Source organism: Geobacillus sp. Manikaran-105, assembly GCF_002809955.1.
GTDB lineage: Bacteria > Bacillota > Bacilli > Bacillales > Anoxybacillaceae > Geobacillus > Geobacillus thermophilus.
Window position 1 is genome coordinate 1 of the sequence record NZ_PIJG01000037.1, and the last position, 22604, is coordinate 22604.

The window sequence follows — 22604 nt, forward strand, 5'->3', positions numbered from 1 at the left end:
TTTATTACTCCAGAACACCCGTTGAAGGGTCCTGGAGGCCGCAAGCTGACCCGGCCGACGGGACAGGCGATTTTTCAGCTGTTTCAATATGTGAACGTCGTCCTGTTCAAGCTGCCGGATGGGCGCATCCAACGCTCACTGGATCGCTCCCTTACCCCTGATCAGCGAAGAATTCTGCAGGGATTGGGCATGGATGAGAGCATTTACGTGTAACGTCATATGGAACGACTAGCGATGGTAAAAAAAGGATTGCCATCGCTCGTTGTGTTGGTCAAAAAGTTATTCTGAAAAACTAAATAAAAAATCCTTTGTTTTGACCTTGTTAGGGTGCGAAATGTGAGTTTCATCTTCTCTCCCTCCTTGGATATGTCAAGCGAAAACAGCTATTCCGCCCCCGCCAACAGTTTCAACGTCGCGGCGACAAACATTTGCACGCCAATCTCAAGCGCGTCTTCGTCGATCGTAAAGCGCGGATGGTGATGCGGGTACACGATCCCCTTTTCTTCGTTTCGGGCGCCGACGTAAAAGAAGCTGCCCGGCGCTTTTTGCAAAAAGGCGGAGAAATCTTCGCCACCCATGTTCGGTTTCAAGCGGGCGACGGCTTCTTCGCCCAATAGTTCGCGCGCTGTTTCCTCAATGACGCGGGTCACTTCATCGTAGTTGATGACCGGGCGGTAGCCGTAGTCAAATTGAAACTCATACGAGGCGCCGTGCGCTTCGGTGATTCCTTTGACAATGCGCTCCATCCATTGCGGCACCGTGCGCCGCAGCGTCTCATCAAACGTGCGCACTGTCCCTTGGATTTCGACCTCCCCAGGCAGGACATTATGCGCCGTACCCGCCACAAATTGCGTCACGGACAGAACAAGCGGCTCGAGCGGATCGACATAGCGCGAGACGATGTGCTGCAAGTTCGTCACGACTTGCGCTCCGATGGCGATCGCATCGATCGTTTGGTGCGGCATCGCTCCATGGCCGCCTTTGCCGATGATGCGGATGAAAAAGCGGTCGGGTGCGGCCATCATCGGTCCATACACAATGCCGATTTTTCCACGCTCAAGCGGCGACCAAAGGTGAGTGCCGATGACGACGTCCACCCCGTCCATGACACCCGCTTGCACCATCTCCTCCGCCCCACCCGGGAACAGTTCTTCCGCGTGTTGGAACAAAAAGCGAACCTCGCCACGGATGGCATCGTGCAGCTGGGAAAAAATTTTCGCCGTCCCAAGCAGCATCGCCGTATGGCCGTCATGGCCGCACGCATGCATGACGCCGGGGTTTTTCGAGGCAAATTCAAACGAGTTTTCCTCTTGAATCGGCAGCGCGTCCATATCGGCGCGAATGGCGACGACCCGGCCCGGCTGCTTGCCGATAAGCCGCGCCATCACGCTCGTTTTCGTCGGACGCGAAAGCTCAAGGTGGCCGAACGATTGCAGCGTCTCGTAAACAAACTGCGCCGTTTTCTCCTCTTGGAACGACAATTCCGGATGGGCGTGCAGATGGCGGCGCCAGGCGATGACGTCCGCTTTCACTTCATCAACGAGTCGTTTGATTTCTTCCTTTGTCATCACGTTTCCCCCTCTTTTCCGCTTTCTTAATATTATAAACGGAAATTTTTGAATTTTCATTTCTCTATATTCATGAAGAAAGGCAGCCCGCTGCACGTTTAGTGAGTGAGCTGCTGTCCCAAACGTCATTCGTGATGCTCCACCGTTTCCTTTATCGCGCTTTGCCATCCGCCCACCACCGGCCGCCCAATCGACTCATAGACGAGGCCGGCGGCCATCGCCCGTTTCACATCGTAACAATTGCGCCCGTCAAACACAAGCGGCGCGTTCATGAGCGCTTTGTAGCGGTAAAGGTCAAACTGCAAGACGGCGGGCCATTCGGTAAAAATGAAACAAACATCCGCGCCGCGAATGGCTTCCTCGATCGTCTCGCAACAAACAACCGCATCGCCAAAACGGCGGACGACATGTTCGAGAGCGGCTGGGTCCCAGACGCGCACGACTGCTCCTTCGGCAATGAGCCGCTCGATGTTCGCCAAGGCAGGAGACTCGCGCACATCATCGGTGCCCGGCTTGAATGCGGCGCCAAGCACGGCGACCGTCCGGTTGCGGAAATCCCCAATGTGCAGACGCGCTTTGTCAAGAAGTTTCCATTTTTGTTTCTCATTGACGTCGATCGCCGCCCATACCGTTTTGAGCGAATAGCCGTGGGAAGCCGCCAAGGAATAGAGGGCATTTGCATCTTTCGGCAGGCATGAGCCTCCATACCCGACGCCGGCGCGCAAAAAGCGGCGGCCGATGCGCGGATCCATGCCGATTCCTTCCGCCACCGCCTGAATATCAGCGCCTACCAACTCGCATACATTGGCGATCTCGTTGATGTACGAAATTTTCAACGCCAAAAACACATTGGCCGCATACTTGATCATCTCAGCGCTTCTCCGGTCCGTCACGACGTACGGGAGGGCAAACGGGGCGTACAGCTCCTTCATCACCCGTTCAGCCCGGTCCGAATCCACTCCCAATACAATGCGCGGCGCCTGCAGTGTATCGCGCACTGCCGTTCCTTGCGACAAAAACTCCGGGTTGGATACGACGTCGAATTTCACCTCCGGCCGTCCGTTTTCCGCCAAAAAACGGGCGGCTTCATCGCCAGTGCCGACGGGCACGGTCGACTTGATAACGACAAGGCAATCGCGTTCGGCCGCCCCGGCGATGCGTCGCAATGCGCCCCATACATCATCAAGCCGCACAGACCCGTCCTGCTGCGGCGGCGTGCCGACGGCGATCATGATCACTTCCGCCCGTTGATACGCTTCCACATCGTTGGTCGTAAAGCGAAGGCGAACGCCGTTTCGCTGAATAAGCGAGTCAAGCCCCGGCTCATAAATCGGGACGATCCCTTCATTTAATAGGCGAATTTTCTCTTCGTTCACATCGACGCATGTCACATCATGCCCTTTATCGGCTAGACAAGCCGCGGTCACAAGTCCAACATATCCCGTTCCCGCAATCGCTATCTTCACGATTCCTCACACCTTTTCATCCATTGCGGCGATCGTCGCTTGTCCTCATTATATCGAATCGCCTGCCGGTTTTCACGGGTTCCGCCCCGTTGCTCGAACAAAAAACTATTTTCCACACAAAAAAGAGAATGCCCCAAAAGCAACGAGGCATCCTCCCTTCTTCCATATATATACATCAGACGGATTTTATATTCATATTATTCCCCCGACCGGGCGTACATGACCTTTTGAGTCAGCCCTTTACGCCGCATGTTTCCGTTTCGTTGCGGACGGCCGATCGATCATCAAGCCAAGCGCAGCGCCGATCAGCGCAGGGACAACCCAGCCGAGCCCGACTGAAAACAGCGGCGCCCATGAGAGGAGCGGTTCTAACCATGCCGTCTCCAGCCCGATCGTTTTCAAACCGTCATACAGGCTGAACACGCCGGTAAAGAGCAACGCCATCCCGTACACTTTCGCCGAACCACGGTAAAAGCGGCGGAAAAACGACAGGGCGACGAGCACGATCGCCAATGGATACAGCATCGTCAACACTGGAACGGAAACAGCGATCAACGCATTTAAGCCGAGGTTTGACATCAAAAAGCTAAATAAGGTTAATACAATGACATACGTTCGGTACGAAACAGTCGGGGTGAGCTCTTGAAAGTATTGCGCACAAGCAGCGACTAGACCAACCGCCGTTGTTAAGCAGGCAAGCGCCACGATCACGCCCAACAGCAACTTCCCTCCGCTGCCAAACAGCAGCGATGACACGTATGACAATAGCTCGGCTCCGTTGGCAAATGAGCCGACACCCGCCATTCTAGCACCAATGATGGCAATGCCGCCATAAACGAGCGCGAGTCCCAATCCAGCGATCAATCCGGCTTGCACCGTGGCTTTTGCCTGCAACGCCGGCCGGTCCACCCCGCGGTCACGGAGCGCATGAATGACGACGATGCCAAAGGCAAGGGCCGCGATCGTATCCATCGTTAAATACCCTTCCAGCATCCCTTTCACAAACGGCGCCGAGGCATACTTCTCAGCCGGCAGCGCCTGTGGGTCGTCAAGCCGGATTAAACCGGTAAGGCAAAGCACAGCAATGGAAAGCAGCAACACCGGCGTCAACAGCTGGCCGATTCGATCCACAAGCTTCGAGGGGTTTAAGCTGAGCCAGTACACAAGGGCGAAAAAGAGACCCGTAAACAGCCACATCACCAAAGATCCGCTCTCAGGGAAAAACGGCTTCGCTCCGATTTCATAGGCGACGCTAGCCGCGCGCGGAATGCCGAAAAACGGGCCGATCGCCAAATACACAGCGAGTGAAAAGCAAAGGCTGAACAGCGGATGAACAGCGTTGCCGAGCGAACGGATGCCGTCTTTGGCGAACGCCACCGCCGCGACCGACAACAGCGGCAGCCCAACACCGGTGACGATAAATCCAAGAACCGCCGGCCATACGGCCGTTCCCGCTTCCATCCCTAAATACGGAGGGAAAATCAAGTTCCCCGCGCCAAAAAAGAGAGAAAATAGCATCAATCCTGTAAACAACACATCTCTCGTCTTCATTGTATCCCCCATTTCTATTCCATCAAAAATGAATTGAATATTCTGATATATAACAAAACAATAGTACTAATTAGAATAACAGGCGATTATTATTATCCTAATCCTTTATAAATATTATACTTTTTTAACTATTGTGTCAACCAACTTCCACCCTTTCGCCCTTGCAGCCCTCAGGAAAACGCCTTGAAAAGCTAATGGCCCTCTATGGTCAGCCAGCGGTGATCCAAACAAGGCGAGGCGACAAAAAGCGCCCCGAAAATCCGGGGCGCTTTTTGTCATGCCGCAGTTATCCACTTTTTAGAAAAGGGGCGTACTATTGAAAATAATGGCGCACGGCGTTCACGATGGCCGTCGTCACCGCTTCTTGATAACCGTTTGTCGCCACAACCGCAGCGTCCGACCGATTGCTTAAATAGCCGAGCTCAAGCAACACGGACGGCTTCTCGTTTTCTCGCAACACGTAATAGTCGCCAAAGGCGATGCCGCGAAACGGCAATGCGGAAAGTTGCCTGAACAGCCCTTGGAACGATTGCGCCAATTCGTAGTCCGCAAACCGATCGTAATAGTAAATGGTGATGCCGGACGCATCTGGATCAGCGGCGCTGTCGTAATGCAAGCTAATAAACGCGTCCGCCTGATACAGGCGGGCGGCGGCAACACGCGCCGACAGCGGCACATACTCATCGCTGGAGCGCGTCAGCACGACGCGAGCGCCGTAAGATTGCAGCTTGTTTTTCAGAAGCTTGGCGGTTTCCAACGTCAACTCCTTTTCCTTGATGCCATCGACACTTTGGGCCCCGCCGTCTTTGCCTCCGTGGCCAGCGTCAAGAACGATCGTTTTTCCGGCCAGCGCCTGAACAGGACCGCGCGTCCAGCTGTCTACATAAAGGCGGGAGTCGCTAGGCGCGATGGCTGAAAGCAGCGAGCGGTCAGCCGACTGGGGCGCTTCCGCTTCCTTTTCATTGGCTTGTCCACCCTTTACCTGCACATATGCGGATGACACCCACCCATCAAGCCCTGTTTGGGAGGCAATTTTGTACCATCCCGGTTTCTTTTCCACAATCTCGACCTCTTCGCCCCGGACAAGGCGGCCGACGCGCGCTGCCTTCAATGACGGCTCAGCCCGCACGTTGAGCGAACTGGCGTTGACGATTCCGGTTTGATGCGAAATCGATGACTCCCTAGCCGCAGTGAGGTATGCTGAAGACACCCAGCCGATCGCACCGTCTGCGATCACTTCCGTCCATTCCCCATCTTCCTTGATGACCCATACCGTTTCTCCCCGCGCCAAATGCCCGATAATTCGCCCATCTCGGCTCGGCTCTTGTCGAAGGCGGAGTCGGTTTTCTTGCACGACGGCCGTCTCTTTTGCCAACGCGACGTACCGCGCGGCGATCCACCCGGTTTGATTCGGTTTCCACTCGATGTTCACCCATCCATCCTTGACCTCGATCAGCCGATACGCCTCGCCGCGGTGAACGTTCGCCAATGGACGGTATGGCACCCCCGGCCCTTGGCGGACGTTCACCTGATCCGCCGTCACCACCGCCAACTGAGCGGTTTTCCCACTCTCCCCTTTCGCCCCCACCGGCCAAGCAGCCGCAGCCAGCCATAGCAAACAAAACAACAGGGCGAGCCATATTCCTCGCCTCATGCGCATTCCCTCCCCCGTTGTCTCCAATTTGTCTACTATATCGTTCGCGCACAACGGGGAATTTCCTGTCTGTCACTTGGGAAAACCGCTCGACAAAACTAGCGGGGCGGCATCCATCAACCGACAATAGCTCTCCTTTTTCTGCATGATGCCTCTTCACACGACAGCAGCCACAACGCGCAACCCAGTCGAACCATCCATCTACGGCCGACATACCACCATCGCTTCTCTAACCGATGTCCGAATGGATAAGCCGTCCCCATGAAGAAACACGCAGAAGCGCCAAAGGCGCTCCGTGCTCCAACGGGAGACGGTGTCCTTTGTCGCGCTGGAACCATTCAATGCCGCGCATTCCATTGGGAAAACGGTGAATGAACAAGTACCAAAGCGTTTCAAAACATTCCAACTATTTAAAATTCTTCATACCCTCTATTTTTTGGTAAAACGTCCGTCTCGCCGCTGCTTGTTCGTTGTAAGACAGCGATTCATCCAAAAACCGCTGCACCATTTGCGACAGCTCATATTTTTGGTCAAAAAAGCGGCGCTGGCGCACCCGTTTGATTTCATGATTCTGCTGTTTGTTCATGCAGCACTTCTTATACTTTTTCCCACTTCCACACGGGCATGGGTCATTCCAGCCGATCGACATGCGTCATCCTCCTCTCCCATCTTTCTTTTTTCAATATTTCCATCAATAATGTTTAAATTCTACTATGGACAGGATAAACTACTATTATACAAAACGTTTATCCGAAAGGAGACGAGGGCTATGAACCCCGACAATCTTGCTAAACTGATCGACGAATTGTCTGCCATGTTCCATCCGACAGAGCGGGACCGTCCACACGGCAGATGGGTTGAGGCGCCAAAGAGCGCACCCCCTTCCAAACGGCGGCGGTCCAAAACAGCCTACCAGCTGAAAATCACATTAAACGGCATCCGTCCGCCGATTTGGCGGCGCGTCCTTGTTCCCGGACATGCGACATTTCACGAGCTTCATCTCATCATCCAAGAAGCGATGGGATGGGAACAAGCCCATTTATACGAATTCGATTTCGGAAGCGTTCTCATCGGCATCCCTGACGGCTGGGATTCGTTTCAGCTGGAAAAAGAACTGATGGACGCCCGCCGCATCCCATTACAGCAATGGCTGACGGAAGAAAAACAAAAGTTTCTATATATTTACGATTTTGGCGACTACTGGCGCCATACCGTCACTGTTGAAAAGATTGAAACACTCCCAAAACCGTTGGAACGAGCCGCTTGCCTGAAAGGAAAACGGGCATGCCCTCCCGAGGATTGCGGCGGTGTCTATGGCTACCTGGAGCTGCTGGAAGCGGCGGCGCAAAAAGACTCTCTTGCCGATCCCGAATTGCGCGAGCTGGTAGACTGGATGTACGACATGAAAGGCGAAGATTTTGATCCTGATGCCTTTGACGTCGAGGAAGCGAACGAGCGGCTGGCCTATATCCGATTGTAACGCATGCGAAAGAAGGTATCCGTCATCTCTCAAGGGCACCTTCTTTCGCATCCATCTGTCCTTTGTTGCCTGCTTTGTCCATCGCCTTACAAAAATCCCCGTTCAGCAAACGTCTCCCAGACGAGCTCCTCGAGCTCCTTGCGCAACTCAGCTGCATCGACTCCTTCAAGCAACCCGTCCTTTTTCCATGTTCGGATCGCTTTGTCGATCAAGCGATGGACTTGATCAACGTCCCAGCCCTCGCAATCAAACAACTCCTCAACTTGGTCAAGCCATTCCTCAATCGCACGGTCCAGCTCATCGCCATCCTCCATCCCACCGTCGTCGAACCAGATCTCATCACCGTCATCCCCATCGTCAAAGAGCCACTCATCATCATTCTCGCCCTCATCATCTCCATCATCGAGCAACTCTGTGCGAAATAAAAACAATTCCATCACAGCGGCTTCCACTTCCTCTACAGGAACGCCGTAGTGTTCCGCAACCTTTTCCATATTGACAAATTCTCTTCCAGCCATTTCACTCGCCAAATAACGGAGTGCAGCCGCATACACAGCAGGATTCTTGATGACCGGTTCATCCATTTCGCAATATGCGCGCCAAAGGAACGCAGCCTCGCTGAGCACTAGGGAGGAGGTTGTTTCTTCCTTTTTCTTTAATTCGCGAAAAACATCATCTTGATCTCGATCCCCCCAGTCCTTTTCGCTCAGCAGCTGCCACAACAGCTCATGGACCGCTATTTCAAGCAATTCCGGAAACGACTCGCGCAAAAACACTTCACACGTTTTCGTATCCGGATTCCATTCCGCTTGAAGCGCCCGCGCAAGCCGATCCTTCCCGCTCTTTAGAATCGGCAGCACCTTCATGAAGTACGCCCACTCGTCCCCATGCGGAACGAGGCATCCTACTAACACGTCCCCCTCCCTAGCAGACGGAAGCTCCTCCGGCGTCAAAAAACGGACGTACTTTTCTTTTCTGGTCAACAGATCGCGTACAAGGAAACGCCGCTCATCCTCGATATGAATGATCTCGTCAAACGACGGAACCGCCTCGTCCCATCGCTTCAAATGAGTTTGCACTGCTGGACGCCACCGCGTGCGGCGCCGGCTTCTCATATAGGCTGAAAAAATTGTCATCCCTTTGTCATCAACGTGTCTGTGAAAAATCGCCCAGTTCGTCAGCAATAAATTGGCGCTGGTCTCCAGCTCGTTAGGAAGCCCTTGAAATGGAGAACCAGACATCATGAAAGCAAGCTCTTCCTCATATCGCTCTAACGCAAACGAAAACACATCTTGCATACATTTGGCCACTTCACGGTCAATTAGAGATTCTATCGATACTGCTTCTTTCTTCCCACAACAATGCTTGTACGTTTTCCCACTGCCGCATGGACAAAGATTGTTTCGCGATGCCTTCACCATATAGCTACCTACTTTCTTTGTATCATAGTCATTGAACGTTCTCCCCCTCTACGCTAACGCTCGGGCCAGCTAAACACTTTGGGGAGACATTCACGATCAACGTGTGATGGAACTGCTTTCAGCAACACATATCGCAAGCACTTTGGGACTTCCGCCGCTCATGTCGAGAACATCGATTCGCATTCCATTTTTTATCAAAAGGTGCCCTTGGCTTTTTCAAAACATGCCATATTTCCTTCTCCAAGGAGAAATCAGCCAATCCATGATTTTCATGCCGGTTGACACTCCGCACTCCTAAAGGTGTAGGATTCTTGGATCATTCGCGTCCTCATCCGTTTCTCGGTAAAACGAGAAAAACCCTGCTTCTCAAGCACACGTTATGGTGATGGACCAAAATCCTAAGAATATGAATGACTCTTACCATTGGGCTTGCCTGCATAATGGAGAATCATAGAGGCCGAGCCGAGAGAAACAAGCGCCCCGTCATTCATCGGGACGCCTACGGCTGGCGAAGCAAACGGGACAACGAGGCAAGCAGGCGCTCTTGAAACGCAGCCCGTTCTTTCTCCACCTTGTCTGGCCACTCTTGCAGCGCCTGAAGCCACGGCTCTACGTACGGAGAGAAAGACGGCGGATATACGCGGGCAAGATCGTCCAGCTTGCCGTTGCGATCGGTCGCGGCGACGATATACATGCCCGGCAACAGATGCGGCTCTGCCCGCTTCGGAATGTCCCATGTCACCGTTCGGTTATGGGCAAGCCAATCCAGCACCGCCTTCCCCTGTTCCACACGCTTGACGCGGAAAAACGAGAAACCGACGGAAAGGGAAATAGGCAAACCAAACAAACGAGCAAGCTGCCAAGCCATCAGTTCCTCATCCCCCTTTCCGTTCTCGCCCCTCCATTCATCCAGCAAAGCAAAGCAATGTTCCAATTCGCTTCTGACCTCTTCCAGCACGGCACCAATAACAGTTCGATGATTCGTTCCATAACGGCGGTCCAGCCAATCGGCCCACTCAAGCAACATATCGAGCGCTCGGCTCACCACTTCCCATGAAAACGAACTCCATCTTGACGGGATTTGATCGACGATGCATTGTTTCCAGTCTTCTTCTCCTACGTCCTCCCACGATGAAAACGTCCGCCCGGTCATATATTCACACACGAGCAAAACCACGGCCCAACACGCCTCTTTGGCTTCTTTTTCTCCGCTCACGATGACTTCGTTATAAAACGCCAATGCGTCATCGGTAAAATACATCCCTTCCCATTCCGCGCGGATCAACAATGTCTCGGTTCTTTCCGGCCCCATCCATTTCATTTTCCATAAGTCCGAAAGACGATGTGATGAGCTAAACGGAGATGGGGGCAATCCATAACGGGAGCGAATGGAATTCACTCCGATGAGCACCGGCAAATTGGCTCGTTCTTGCATGTTAAACAAATGGAATTCATACTCTTTCAGCCACTCATCCACTTCCTGAACACGCCCCTCGCGCGCCATTTCGTGAGGGGTTTTTCCATTCCATTTCTCAAGCGGGATGTGAAGGGCTTTTTCCATTTGAACATCCAATCCGGCCATCGTTGCCACCCAAGGGGGAGAGTCTGGGTCTGAATCAATATGAAGCGAAACGTTTTCGATCCCTTTTCGGCGCAAAACAGCTTCTGTCCCCCGTTTTCGTTCTTTTGGGGAATACCCAAACGCCTGCAGCAGCGACACGAGCTGTTCGGCCGTCCCTTCCTCCTCGGTAGACAACACGAGACGCGACCGATGAGCGGATAATGACCCGCCTAATTCAAACACATGAATCAGCTTGGGGGAAATCACTCCGACATAATGGTACACATTGGTGCACCATGAACCTTCCACTTTCTCCCCATCGTCATGATCAATGTGAGCGCGTCCGATCGAAGCAAGCTTCCTCATCGCCTCAGCGGCTTCCTGGCATTCGTATTCATACGTCCATCGCGTGCGCTCCTCTTGCACATCGTCCGCCCTCGGAGGATAGCCTGCATCGACGATATCGAGAAAATGTTCAACGGCTACCTTGTCATACGGCCAATCGGTTTGCGTCAACAAGACGCGAATGTTCTCTTCCGCCCGTTCCACGCCCTTCGGATCCACAATCGATGATACACCGCAAACGTAATAGCCGCCGTCAAATGGCTCCAAAAAGGCAAACATGCCGCCCCAAGGGCGCACAACCTCCAATGTCTCGCAATACGGCATGAGAAGTTTCTCGCCCGTCAACCGGTCGACCGCCACTCCTCCTTCATCATGCAAATCGACAAATTGCACAAGGCGCGGCACAAGTCGAACCCAGCGGTCCAACATTTCCTTGAGCTCCGGAGACAGACGACGCCCTTTTTCCTGTTGAAACCATTCAACGCCGCGCAATCCATTCGGATAACGATGGAGGAAAAAACGCCAAAGCGTCTCAAACACCTTCAACTCTTCACGATGATCCTTTTGTTCGATCATTCGGCGAAATGTACGGTTGACCGCTTCGCGTTCATCATAAGACAGCGATTCATCCAAAAACCGCTGCACCATTTGCGACAGCTCATATTTTTGGTCAAAAAAGCGGCGCTGCCGCACCCGCTTGATTTCACGCTCCTGCTGTTTGTTCATGCAGCACTTCTTATACTTTTTCCCGCTTCCGCACGGGCACGGGTCATTTCGGCCGATTGCCATGCAAAATCCTCCCTTCTAATCTTTCCTTTCCAAAACGGCGACCAAGATATTAAAAACGGTCGGAATCGCGCACAAAGCCATTTTTCCCAATCCATTATGGATTCGGTCAAAACGGATCGTTCCCCGCCGCTTTTTTTGGAGTTTCACGAATGGAACGTATTCCATTCCCTGTTTCTGCTTATAGAGAGCTTGGGTTGAGCTCCATGATGGTTGAATGAGAGAGCCCTTGTGGAACCGGCTTTCCTTTCTGACGAAATGCCGCTGACTTGCGCGCAGCGCCCGTTTTTCTGCCAGCTTCTAGATGAATCCCCGATCGGTGAAGATCTCCCACGCTACATCGCGGAGTTCTTTACGCAATTCTTTTTCATTCACTTCCTCGAGCAGGCCTTCATTCCGCCACGAACGGATGGCGCGGTCAATATGACGGTTGACTCGCTTCTCGTTCCATCCTTCACGCATCAACATCAGATCGATGTCATCGATCCATTCATTGATGCGCGCATCAAGCTCATCCCCTTCCTCTTCGAACCAGTCTTCCTCCCAGTCATCGAGCCATTCCTCGTCGTCTTCATCATCAACAGCCATCAGGAAAAAATCCAACGCCGCCGATCGCACATCTTCTGGCATCACGTCATACCGATCGGCGATGTCTTCCACCTCCGATCCTTCCGCCTTCATCAAATGCCCAGCCACATAGCGGAGCGCCGCCGCGTAGACGGGGACCGAATAAGGGAGGCGGGATGTTTTTCCGCAATAGATCGCCCATATGGCGAACGCTTGATTGAGCAGCGCCGCTGGCGCCTCCGGCTCGTTTTCATCGAGCTCGCGAATGACGGCCGCTTGTTTCGGATCATCCCATTTGAACTGTTTGGCGAACTGCCAAAGCCACTCCAAGAGCACATCGGAAAGCACAGCGACGAACCGATCGCGCATCCATAAAGCCGATGGCTGACCGCTCCACTCCCCTTCTTGTTGAATCGCCCGAAGCAATCGATCTTTCCCTGACGCCGGGAGCGGAAACACCGCTGTGAAACACGTGAACACGTCTTGGTACGGCACAAGGAAGCCGAACACCACATCTCCTGTTTCGATCACGCTCGGCCATTGATGGGAAGCCAATAAATGAACGATCTTTTCCCCTCCCGTCAACAAATCCCGGACAACGGGGCGATTGTCGTCATCATAGCCGATGAACTCGCCAAGCGACGGAACGGCTCCTTCCCACCTCTCGATGTGCGCCTGAACGGACGGGCGCCACCGCTCCCAATGACGGCTTTTCCGGTAAGCAGAAAAGATCGTTTGTCCTGTTTCATCAACCGGCCAACAAAACAACATCCAGTTCACCGCCATGATCTGCACGCCAAGCTCGAGTTCCTCCGGCATCTCATCAAGCGGGAACTGGTCTAAAAGCTCTTCCGCCTCCCTCTCATACCGCTGCAAAACAAACTGACGCATATCATTCATGCATTCGATCAACTCGCGGTCAATCAATGACGAAATCGAAACCGCCTCTTTTTTTCCGCAACAATGCTTGTACTTTTTCCCGCTTCCGCACGGGCATAACGCGTTCCGCGGCGTTTCCGCCATATTCGATGCACCTGCTTTCTTTTCCATTTGGACTTTTTCTATTCCTATTATACCATCATCGATAGACGTTCAACCATCACCAGCTTTCTTTCTATCAAAACGCGTACACGTTCAAAAGCTCGCAATGTCCTTTCATGCCGGCTCGAGAACAGACGCGTTTTGTCACATTGCCCCTCTTTTTTCGACACGCTGTCACATGCTATAATAGGATGATAAGGAATGGATCGGAAAGGACGGACCGACATGTTGCAGACCACGATCTCCAAACCGCTTTTGCGGCAAGCGGCAGAAGAATTGGTGAAAGAATTGCCGTTTCCTATTTTCCACAATCTCATTCAAAAAGGGCGCGACTTATCAAGAAACGGGTTGGTCTATAACGTCATGGTGATCAACAGCCACGAAGTGGAAGGGGTCGTTTCCGACATCACCCCCCATGATGTCATGCTTGATTTGGCCAACATCACCCGCCGCCATCGCTGCCCATGCGGGACGGACGGGCTATGTCCGCATATTTTGGCGCTGTTTTTTTACGTATACGGCAATGTGTTCGACAGCGGTGAGCTGTTTCGCCTTTGGAAAAAAGGGCAAATCGAAGCGTTGTGGAAAGAGACAACCGCTCCCCATGAACGGGAGCCGCTCGCTCAAAAAAGGGTGGGGAAACCGACCGCCCTTTCCATCACTCAAAATGAAACCGTCGAAGATTGGCGGGACCAATTTGAGAAACAGTATCAAGACTTTTTCTCGCGCCATCAAAACGGCCAAAACTGGCCGTACCGTTTGGCCTTCCAGCTGCTCCCGAAACTTGGCAAAAACGAAGGGAGGCAAGCTGGCGCCCGTCCGTTGCGGGAGCTTCATGCCGCTCTCTTTTTGTTGGAAAAGCTTCGGCAGTACGGGGAGGCGCAAGGGTGGAACGACGTCGTATTCGCCTCTTACGGACAGTTTTCCTGGCAGCAGGACGTCAACTATGTCGCCGAACGCGCCTTTGACGCCTTGGAAAAATTGTCTACTCAATCGCTGCCGCGGTCGCTCAACGCGTTGATTGAACAGACGATTCCGTATGTTCGTGATGTACTGTTTTTGGACGGAGGGCTGTCATCATTCGGCTATGACTTTTACACAACCGCGTGGGAATCGCTGTTCACCAAGCCCACATGGCGGCAAGAGGAACGAGCCGAACTCCTTCGGCTCGCCAAAGACCGAGACGACATCCGCGCCGCTATGGCGGCGGCTCATCTTTCCTTTTTGCTTGGCGAAGACGACGAAGCGATCGCGCTTTACCGCGCGTTTCCCCATCAGGCAGGCTTGTTTTTGGTGGAATGGATGGGGCGATTCATCACCAACGGCCTCGTCAAGCGGTTTGAATCCGTTTGGGAAAAAGCGAAGGACGATTGGCCGCTTTATCTTTCCCACATGTCCGACCTCGCCCGGGGAAGTTTTTTGGACGAAGCGGTTCATTTGTTTGAAATGTATGCCCGCCAACGAAACCGACCGGATGCATGGGAAGATTTTTTGCAGCGAAGCCTTCCGTACAGCGTCAACGAGTACACCAACTTTTTGTATCGGCAAGGACGCTACCGGGAAGTCGTGGACCTATTCTTATGGGCGAACATCACCGCTGATGAGCTGCATCCGCAGCTGCTCAAAACATTGCAAGCGCGCGGGACGGATCTTGTCATGCCGTTATATCATCGGACCGTGATCAAGCTGCTCAACGAGAAAAACCGGTCAAGCTACCAAAGGGCGGTCCGCCACTTGAAAACGATGCGGGCTCATTACCGCTCGATGAAGCGATTCGATCAATGGGAAGCGTATCTTGAACAGCTGCTCGCCAAAACGGCGCGCCTGCGCGCGTTTCATGAAGAATTAAAGAAAGGAAAACTGCTTCCATGAAGGCATTGGAGACGATTCAGATTTCCTGCAGATGGAATGAAGAGATTCGATGTTTCGAGCTCTCTGGTTCCACCCATCCCTCATCATGGGTTTCGCCTTTATTGGCTTGGCACGAAGAAACCTTTTACGGGACCATGATTGATATCGAAGACGACATCGTGCGGCTGTCGCCGTGGCAAGCGCTCACTCTGTTCGCGTTGCGTCCGCACTCGCGCTTTTCCGTCATCGAATGGGCGGATGAATTCACCGCCCGATTGGAAGAGTGGGCGAGACACATTTGGAATGGGTTGGGGGAACGCCGCTTCCTTCCAGATGCTTCCTTGTGGAAAAGCACAGGCGGCGCATGGAGCGAAGCAGGACGCACCCGCTGGCGCGGCGCGGATGACGATCCCGATCCGTTCGTCGCTACATGGCGGTCGCTTGCGGTCGCCGACTGGCTCTCACGCGACCCGGAACTTCGCGGCATTTGGGGCGAAATCGTTCGCACTTATCCATTGATCGCCTCCCCCAGCGGCCAATGGACCGGAACGGAAGACGATTGGCTGGAACAAATCGGCTGGCTCGGCGACCGGCCGCCGTTTACGGTCGGGCTTCGCCTCGTCGAGCCGCCTGAGGACGGCGACGCATGGACGCTGGAAGCGGTGTTCATCGCCATCGACGACAGCGTCATCGCCTCTGCCCGTGATATTCCGCGCGCCTGGCGCCCATATGAATCATCGATCCAGCGCGCCATTCGCCGCATTTGCGCGATCGTGCCGTGGCTTGACGCCGGGGAGGGTCTGCGGACGGAACTGTCTAATGAAGAAGCGTGGCGTTTTTTGTCCGAAGACAGCTTAAAGCTCACCGAAGCGGGCGTACGCCTCTTGCTTCCCGACTGGTGGCACGACATCCGCCAGGCGCAGCTGTCGATCAAAGCGAAACTGTCGCCTTCCGTCAACGCCGAATCACTGTTCGGCCTTGAGCGGCTCGCTGATTTCGATTGGCGCGTCGCGACCAACGGGATTGAGCTGACGGAAGAGGAGTTTGCCGCTTTGGCGGAACAAAAGCGGCGCCTCATTCGCCTGCGCGGCCAATGGCTCATCCTTGACCCCGCCCTTGTCCGCCGCGCCCAGGCGCTCATGGAAAAGGCGAAAAAAGAAGGCGTGCCGATCCACGATATCGTGGCGCAAACGCTGCTTTCAGAAGCAGAGGAGCGCGAAGAGGCAACGGACGAATCGATCCCGATCCACATTGACGTCCATGATCAGTTCCGCGCGTTCATCCGCCAGCTCCAGCAGCTGGATGGATTGCCGAAAGCGAATGTGCCGCCGTCGTTTCGCGGCACGCTCCGCCCGTACCAGCAGCGCGGCGTCGACTGGCTCGTCTTTTTGCGCCGATTCGGCTTTGGCGCCTGCTTGGCCGATGACATGGGGCTAGGCAAAACGGTGCAGCTGCTTGCTTATTTGGCGCACGTCAAAGAAATCGAACGCCCGGACACGCCGGCGTTGCTCATCTGCCCGACAAGCGTGATCGGCAACTGGCAAAAGGAATGCGCCCGCTTCACCCCAGACTTGCGCGTCTACGTGCACCATGGACCGAACCGGGCGAAAAACGATGCGTTCGTGCAAACGGCAGGCGAGGCCGATCTCGTCATTACGTCTTACAACCTTGCCCATTTAGACCATGACGATTTAAAACAGATGCACTGGCACGTCATTTGCTTGGATGAAGCGCAAAACATTAAAAACGCGCAAACAAAACAAGCGCGCGCCATCCGCCGCTTGAGCGGAAAACATAAAATCGCCTTATCCGGCACGCCGGTTGAAAACCGTCTCGGCGAACTTTGGAGCATCTTCCACTTCCTCAACCCGGGCTACCTCGGCAGTGCGGCCGAGTTTGAACGCCGATTTGCCGGACCGATCGAAAAAGAAGGCGATGCCCGCAAAAAAGCGGCGCTGCAAACGCTCATCCGTCCATTTCTCTTGCGGCGGACGAAAACGGATGAAGCGGTTGCGCTCAACTTGCCGGATAAGCTCGAACAAAAAGAATATTGCCCGCTCACGGCCGAACAGGCTGCCTTGTACGAGCAGCTCGTCAACGACACACTCGAACGGGCAAAGGAAGCCAGTCCGTTTGCGCGGCGCGGCTTGATTTTGCAAATGCTAAACGGTGTGAAGCAAATTTGCGACCATCCGGCGCTGTATTTGAAAGAACGCCGACCCCGCCAGCTCGTCGAACGGTCGCACAAACTCGAAAAGCTCATCGAACTGATCGAGCAAATTCGCGCCAACGACGAATCGTGCCTCATCTTCACGCAATATGTGCGAATGGGCGAGATGATCCAAGAACTGCTTTCCGACTTGTTTGATGAGCGGGTGTTGTTTTTGCACGGAGGCGTCCCAAAACAAACGCGCGACCGGATGGTGGATGAGTTCCAAGCGAAAAAAGCGCCGATTTTCCTTTTATCGCTCAAAGCCGGCGGCACCGGGCTCAACTTAACAGCGGCCAACCACGTCATCCATTTCGACCGCTGGTGGAACCCGGCCGTCGAGAACCAGGCGACCGACCGCGCCTACCGCATCGGGCAAACGAAATTCGTCCACGTCCATAAGCTGATCACAACCGGGACGATTGAAGAAAAAATTGACGAGATGCTCGAACAAAAGCAAGCGCTCGCTGATGTGATCACCGAAGGCGAGGCGTGGATCACCGAACTGTCCGATGACGAACTGCGAGACTTGCTCGCCTTATCGGCCGCGGCGAAAGGAGGCGCTTAAGCATGGCGGGAGAAAAGCCAAAGCGCAAGAAAAAAACGGCGGAAAACCCGTGGGAAAAGCTGCTGAAGCGAATGGAGGAGAAAGTGAAAGAGCGGGAAAAGCGGCAAAAACAACCGTAAAGGAGCATCACGCGGGCGATGAACGTCGCCCCATCCCGTTGGACACAGAAAAGATCCATGAGCAACCTTTGCCCTTCACCTGGGCATGAAAATGCCCCATCAAGACGCGTGCATTTTCACGGAAACAGCGTGGGAAGAATCCCACGCTGTTCGCTTTTAAGCAGTCCTTTCGAAGACCGTTGAAAAACGACGGATTTGTTCGATTTGGGAGAAGCCGAAAGGGGTCACGCGACGGTGTTGCAAAGTTTTGAACTGAAGAAACGCTGTGAGGAAGCAACATTTCCTCTTTCATCACGATAATGCAAACAAACAAGGTTGAACATCCGCCTGCTCATATAGCCGTTCCTCATTGAGCACATACACCGTCACCGAACAAGTCACGTTTATGTCAAACCGAAGTCCTTCGCACAAGGCAAGAAACCGGCCAAATGCAAAAAAGGACCGGCCGCCAACCTTCCTCATCAAGAGAAGGTCTGTCGCACCGATCCTTTCGCTAAACGGAAGCATACATCCGATCGAGCTCTTGCGCTTCGTATTTCGCAAACGGGTCGATGAGCGAAATTTTTTGCGCTTCCGCATCGCCGACGCCGGCGTACAGCTCGGCGGTGCCGTCGCCTTTGCGGATGAGCCCGCCGCTGAAGACAACGTTCGCCAAATCCGGCCGTTTCGCCGGCCCGTCTAAAAAGTGGGAGCGAAGCGCAAGCAATTCCAGCTCCGAACGCTCCATCGTCTCGGGGTTCAACACGAACACCATCGGGTAGTAATGGCGGTTGCCTTGCTCGTCAAAGCAAGCGATATGGCCGAGCGCCCCAACAAGCCCGTTTGCAAGCAAATGCGCCTCGTTCACGCCGCCCCATTCTTCATCCGTAAATTGGGCATCAAGAATCGGCGCTGCCTCGATCACGTCCGGCGTCAACTCATCGAGCGAGAAAATGCGGGTGAAACCGATTTTCCCGCGGCCGCCTTTTTCCCCTTGCGGTCGGGTAAACACGCCGATCGAGCCATCTTTCAACTCGACGAGGCGAATGTCTTTCATCCCATCCGGCCCTTCGGCGAACTTTTCTAAGCGGCGAATGTTCGGTCCACGGTAAAAGACCGTCCGCCAGCTATGCTCGCCAACAAACACCGGATGCGGAAACGTCTCCACGCCGCCAAACACAAGCTGACCGTGAATGCGCGACACGAACGGGTCTTGCAAGGCGAACACCGGCGCCCCTTCACGAGGGACCCAAACGCCGTCACGCTCGACGAAAAAGTACACTTCCGACTGCTCGCTGTCGCGCGCCTCGACGCGCCCAGCGATCACCCATTCTCCTTCATCCACAAACGGTGCGGAAATATTATAAACGTCTCGGTCCCCAACACCCGCAAAGCGGAGTTTTTCCGGCTCAAACGGCTGTGGGGCCAGGCGGAATTCATCGACTAATACTTGACATGTCTTCAATGTTGGCGATTGGAATAACATGATCATCCCTCCAGGCGTTGCCAAAAACGCCGTATGCATCGCTTTTGGCCATTTTCCCTGAACAGGTTCGAACAGGAAACGCTCTCCAACTTCCTTTCATGCCAGTCCAATCAATCGGACATGGATGGCTGCGCCACCTCCTAGGCTAGGCAAGGAAGTCAATGAAACTGGTTTGTGTGTTATATTATAATATGATATGAAGGATTGTGAAACACGTTATTCTTTGCCAAAAAAAGAAGGGCCAAGCGTCTGTCAAGGCCCTTTTTTTCTTAATTTTTATTTAATATGAATCAACCATTTGGATAAATGACTCGTCGATATCAACGACCACAAATTCCACATCCTCAACCGGCGCGAGCACCTCGCGAAATAACCTAGCCACTCTCGCTTTGTCAAGCCGGCCGACTCCGGTTCCCAAGGCCGGCAGCGCCACCTTCTTGATCCCGTGCTCCCGACAGTGCGCGACAAGCCGCTCAAGACACGACCGGACGATCTCATACGACGTTGCTCCAGCCGGCTGCTTCATCGTCACAAGATGAATCACACCCCGAAACGGCAACGAGCCTGCCCCTGTCACGTACAAATCGCCTGGCTGTGGATCTTGCGCTTGACAGACGCGGATCGCTTCCTCTTCAATCACGCGCCCGCCTGCCCGACGGATCGCCGCTGCCACCCCGCCGCCCATCGGTCCGATGCCGTTGGCGGCATTGCAAATGTACTCGACCCCTTCAACCTTCGTCAAATCGCCGACCATCGCAGAAATCACCGTTCATCCCTCCTGGCTTCGCCTCTCGGCTATTTTGCGCAAAAAATCACAAAGGACAACGGCATGGTTATGTCGTTCATTTTTTGCTGCATACAACAGCGTCACCACTCCGGAAAGCAACAACAGCTCATCCACAAGCTCCTGCTTCGTTTCCTCTGTTTCCAACTCCCGCTCATATGCCCGCGCAAACTCGGCAAACCGCTCTGGCCGATGGCCAAACCATTGCCGCAGCGCTGGACTCGGGGCAATCTCTTTCATCCAGCGGTCGATGCGCGACTCGGCCTTTGACACCCCGCGCGGCCAAAGGCGGTCGACGAGAATGCGGATGCCGTCATCCTGTCCGATTGGGGTATGACTCCGTTTTAGCCTGTAATAACCCATACCGGTCGCCTCTTTCCTGCCCTATACGTTTACCTCGTCCCACTTGGCTTTTACCACTAATGTCCCACCCGTTCTCCTCAACATTTTTTCCAGCTTCATCAAATAAGTCGATTTCAAAGCAGGCGTTCTCACACGGGTAGTCACGATTCTCCCTTCGAATCGATATCCAGGCAGCCATTTCCCTAACTGTTCGATTGTTCGGGCGATCTGGTGTACAGCTTGCTTAAGGTCAGACCCTTTTAGTTCGATGAAAAATGCCCGATCTCCTTCGATCACTAAAAATAAAAAGTCGCATTTTACCCCCTCTTTAATCAAACAACCGTCTACACGGTACAGGGCCACCCTCTTTTCCCTCTCATTGACAAAACGAACCCCTCTCCCGTTTTCCTCAACAACTGCTAGTTTTCGACGGTCGCAATAGTGTAAACAACTTTCCCAACCTACAACCGCCATGTTTACTCCCCCGCTTCCTCTGCCTCCATGAGTTCATCAAGTACGCGGTTGATCGCAGATGATGCTTCATCGATCGCTTCGGCCTGTATGAACTGTAATTCATTATCAATAATGCTTCGATAATGGAATTTCCCTCCTTCACTCTCTAGCATGTAGGCCTTTAACCGCTCTGGAGAAAGGCGCAGCTTTCGGTCCACAATTGGATGCACACGTTGATCCAGTTTGTTTCCGATTTTGGCAGCGTACAAATAAATATTAAAAGCAGACAAAATGTACGGGCTATGAGTCGTAATCACGAGCGTACTATTCGTCACATTCAGCAACAACGCAAATAAGGCAACCATTTCTTTTTGTGCGTTCGGATATAAGTGTGCCTCGGGTTCTTCAATCACCATAAACACTCGCTGCCGTTCCAGAATGATTGTAAATATCAGCAGCAAAATCCAAACGACTTCCTGTTGTCCAGAAGATGAAAATTTCAGTTTTGTATACTCTCTTTCATTAAAAAAAATCCTTTCCCCATAATCAGAGAACATGTATTTCCCTTTCATCACGCCTTCGATCATCTTGATGGCCAGTCGGATTGCCTCAAAGTCAATTTTTTCTGTCGAGAATTTTTTTCGATCTTCGATGATTTCCTCAAACGAATGCGAAAACATCTTCTTTAGTAGATTAATTCGCTCGATAAACTGTTCTGTCAACACATCGAGTTGCTGCGGGTTAATATCCTGAAGCTGATCCGACAATGTGGCAACTAAACTCCTCCCTGCAGGGATAAAAATGGGTGTTTTGGAATCGCCGAATACCTCAGTGATCGCTGCTTTGACCTTTTCTAACACATTTTGTTGACGCACTTTCCACGAGGAGACATTCCAAAAATCATCCAACTGTTGTTCTTCATATTGCATTTCCTTTTTCATCTGCACAACATGTTTAAAATTTTCCTGAATCTCCCGTTTTAGCGGATCGCTGAAATGGATTTGTACATAACCGTCCTTTAAATCAAGACGGACAAACTTTTCAACATCATACTCATAACGAATATGAAACGGTTTCATATGTTTGGTTGTGCCAAAGTACCCAACAAATTTTCTCCGAAGACGTTTATTGAACTCAAAAAATGGGTTGTTTTCTTCCGTTTGACGTACTGAAAGCAAATAGTTTACCCATTCATCAGGAATCGATTGAAAGAAAAAAATCAATTTGCTGATCGTACTTTTTCCGCTCGCTTGGGGGCCAATCAAAACGGTAACATCCGTGATCTCCTCATCAAACAGCTTCACAGGACCAAAATGTTCAATCCGTATGCGCGCCACATCCTACCCTCCTTTTTTGTCTTCATCTTCTGAAAA

The 22604-nt window shown here is 52.9% G+C and carries 16 protein-coding genes and 1 pseudogene; 4 read left to right on the top strand and 13 right to left on the bottom strand.

The window, feature by feature from the left end; translation table 11 throughout:
- Window positions 1-213 (top strand): annotated as a pseudogene (locus CV945_RS11685) (IS1634 family transposase); the annotation flags it as partial.
- A gap of 170 nt (window positions 214-383) precedes the next feature.
- Here the strand turns inward: CV945_RS11685 and CV945_RS11695 are convergent.
- From CV945_RS11695 to CV945_RS11715, 5 genes are all read right to left on the bottom strand, one after another.
- Complete coding sequence (locus CV945_RS11695) at window positions 384-1568, bottom strand: M20 family metallopeptidase (protein ID WP_100659822.1); 1185 nt, start codon at window positions 1566-1568, stop codon at window positions 384-386.
- A gap of 125 nt (window positions 1569-1693) precedes the next feature.
- Entirely contained in the window at window positions 1694-3034 is a 1341-nt protein-coding gene (locus CV945_RS11700) for a UDP-glucose dehydrogenase family protein (RefSeq protein WP_100659823.1), read from the bottom strand.
- A gap of 240 nt (window positions 3035-3274) precedes the next feature.
- Window positions 3275-4585 (bottom strand): branched-chain amino acid transport system II carrier protein, encoded by a 1311-nt coding sequence (gene brnQ / locus CV945_RS11705; RefSeq protein WP_044744112.1) that lies wholly within the window; start codon window positions 4583-4585, stop codon window positions 3275-3277.
- Between the two features lie 313 nt (window positions 4586-4898).
- Window positions 4899-6239: an N-acetylmuramoyl-L-alanine amidase family protein gene (locus tag CV945_RS11710; RefSeq protein ID WP_100659824.1), complete on the bottom strand. Its 1341-nt coding sequence runs from the start codon at window positions 6237-6239 to the stop codon at window positions 4899-4901.
- 406 nt (window positions 6240-6645) lie between these two features.
- Complete coding sequence (locus CV945_RS11715) at window positions 6646-6888, bottom strand: SEC-C metal-binding domain-containing protein (protein ID WP_100659825.1); 243 nt, start codon at window positions 6886-6888, stop codon at window positions 6646-6648.
- 120 nt (window positions 6889-7008) lie between these two features.
- Between CV945_RS11715 and CV945_RS11720 the strand changes: the two genes are divergently transcribed.
- On the top strand, window positions 7009-7719 hold the full coding sequence (locus tag CV945_RS11720) for a plasmid pRiA4b ORF-3 family protein (protein ID WP_011232727.1): 711 nt from the start codon (window positions 7009-7011) through the stop codon (window positions 7717-7719).
- Between the two features lie 86 nt (window positions 7720-7805).
- Here CV945_RS11720 and CV945_RS11725 read toward each other — a convergent pair whose 3' ends face one another.
- From CV945_RS11725 to CV945_RS11735, 3 genes are all read right to left on the bottom strand, one after another.
- Window positions 7806-9140 (bottom strand): SEC-C metal-binding domain-containing protein, encoded by a 1335-nt coding sequence (locus tag CV945_RS11725; RefSeq protein WP_100659826.1) that lies wholly within the window; start codon window positions 9138-9140, stop codon window positions 7806-7808.
- 499 nt (window positions 9141-9639) lie between these two features.
- A complete protein-coding gene (locus tag CV945_RS11730) occupies window positions 9640-11835 on the bottom strand; it encodes a YecA family protein (RefSeq protein ID WP_100659827.1) in 2196 nt (731 codons plus the stop codon).
- 297 nt (window positions 11836-12132) lie between these two features.
- Entirely contained in the window at window positions 12133-13449 is a 1317-nt protein-coding gene (locus tag CV945_RS11735) for an SEC-C domain-containing protein (protein ID WP_014195137.1), read from the bottom strand.
- Window positions 13450-13665: 216 nt separating this feature from the next.
- Here CV945_RS11735 and CV945_RS11740 point away from each other — a divergent pair, with 216 nt between their 5' ends.
- Window positions 13666-15312, top strand: coding sequence for an SWIM zinc finger family protein (locus CV945_RS11740; RefSeq protein ID WP_198518506.1), 1647 nt, complete (start codon window positions 13666-13668; stop codon window positions 15310-15312).
- Window positions 15309-18068, top strand: coding sequence for a DEAD/DEAH box helicase (locus tag CV945_RS11745; RefSeq protein ID WP_100659829.1), 2760 nt, complete (start codon window positions 15309-15311; stop codon window positions 18066-18068). The genes CV945_RS11740 and CV945_RS11745 overlap by 4 nt, the downstream gene beginning before the upstream one ends.
- A 612-nt stretch (window positions 18069-18680) precedes the next feature.
- Here the strand turns inward: CV945_RS11745 and CV945_RS11750 are convergent.
- The 5 genes from CV945_RS11750 to CV945_RS11770 all read right to left on the bottom strand — a co-directional run bounded on the left by CV945_RS11750 (window position 18681) and on the right by CV945_RS11770 (window position 22568).
- A complete protein-coding gene (locus tag CV945_RS11750; protein ID WP_011232734.1) occupies window positions 18681-19652 on the bottom strand; it encodes an MTP-1 family protein in 972 nt (323 codons plus the stop codon).
- Window positions 19653-19932: 280 nt separating this feature from the next.
- Window positions 19933-20418 (bottom strand): macro domain-containing protein, encoded by a 486-nt coding sequence (locus tag CV945_RS11755; RefSeq protein WP_023634280.1) that lies wholly within the window; start codon window positions 20416-20418, stop codon window positions 19933-19935.
- Window positions 20419-20421: 3 nt separating this feature from the next.
- Complete coding sequence (locus CV945_RS11760) at window positions 20422-20799, bottom strand: DUF488 domain-containing protein (RefSeq protein WP_011232736.1); 378 nt, start codon at window positions 20797-20799, stop codon at window positions 20422-20424.
- Between the two features lie 21 nt (window positions 20800-20820).
- Window positions 20821-21252 carry a hypothetical protein gene (locus tag CV945_RS11765; protein WP_011232737.1) on the bottom strand — a complete coding sequence of 144 codons (432 nt, stop codon included), beginning with the start codon at window positions 21250-21252 and terminating at the stop codon, window positions 20821-20823.
- 2 nt (window positions 21253-21254) lie between these two features.
- A complete protein-coding gene (locus tag CV945_RS11770) occupies window positions 21255-22568 on the bottom strand; it encodes an AAA family ATPase (protein ID WP_011232738.1) in 1314 nt (437 codons plus the stop codon).
- Between the last annotated feature and the right edge of the window lie 36 nt (window positions 22569-22604).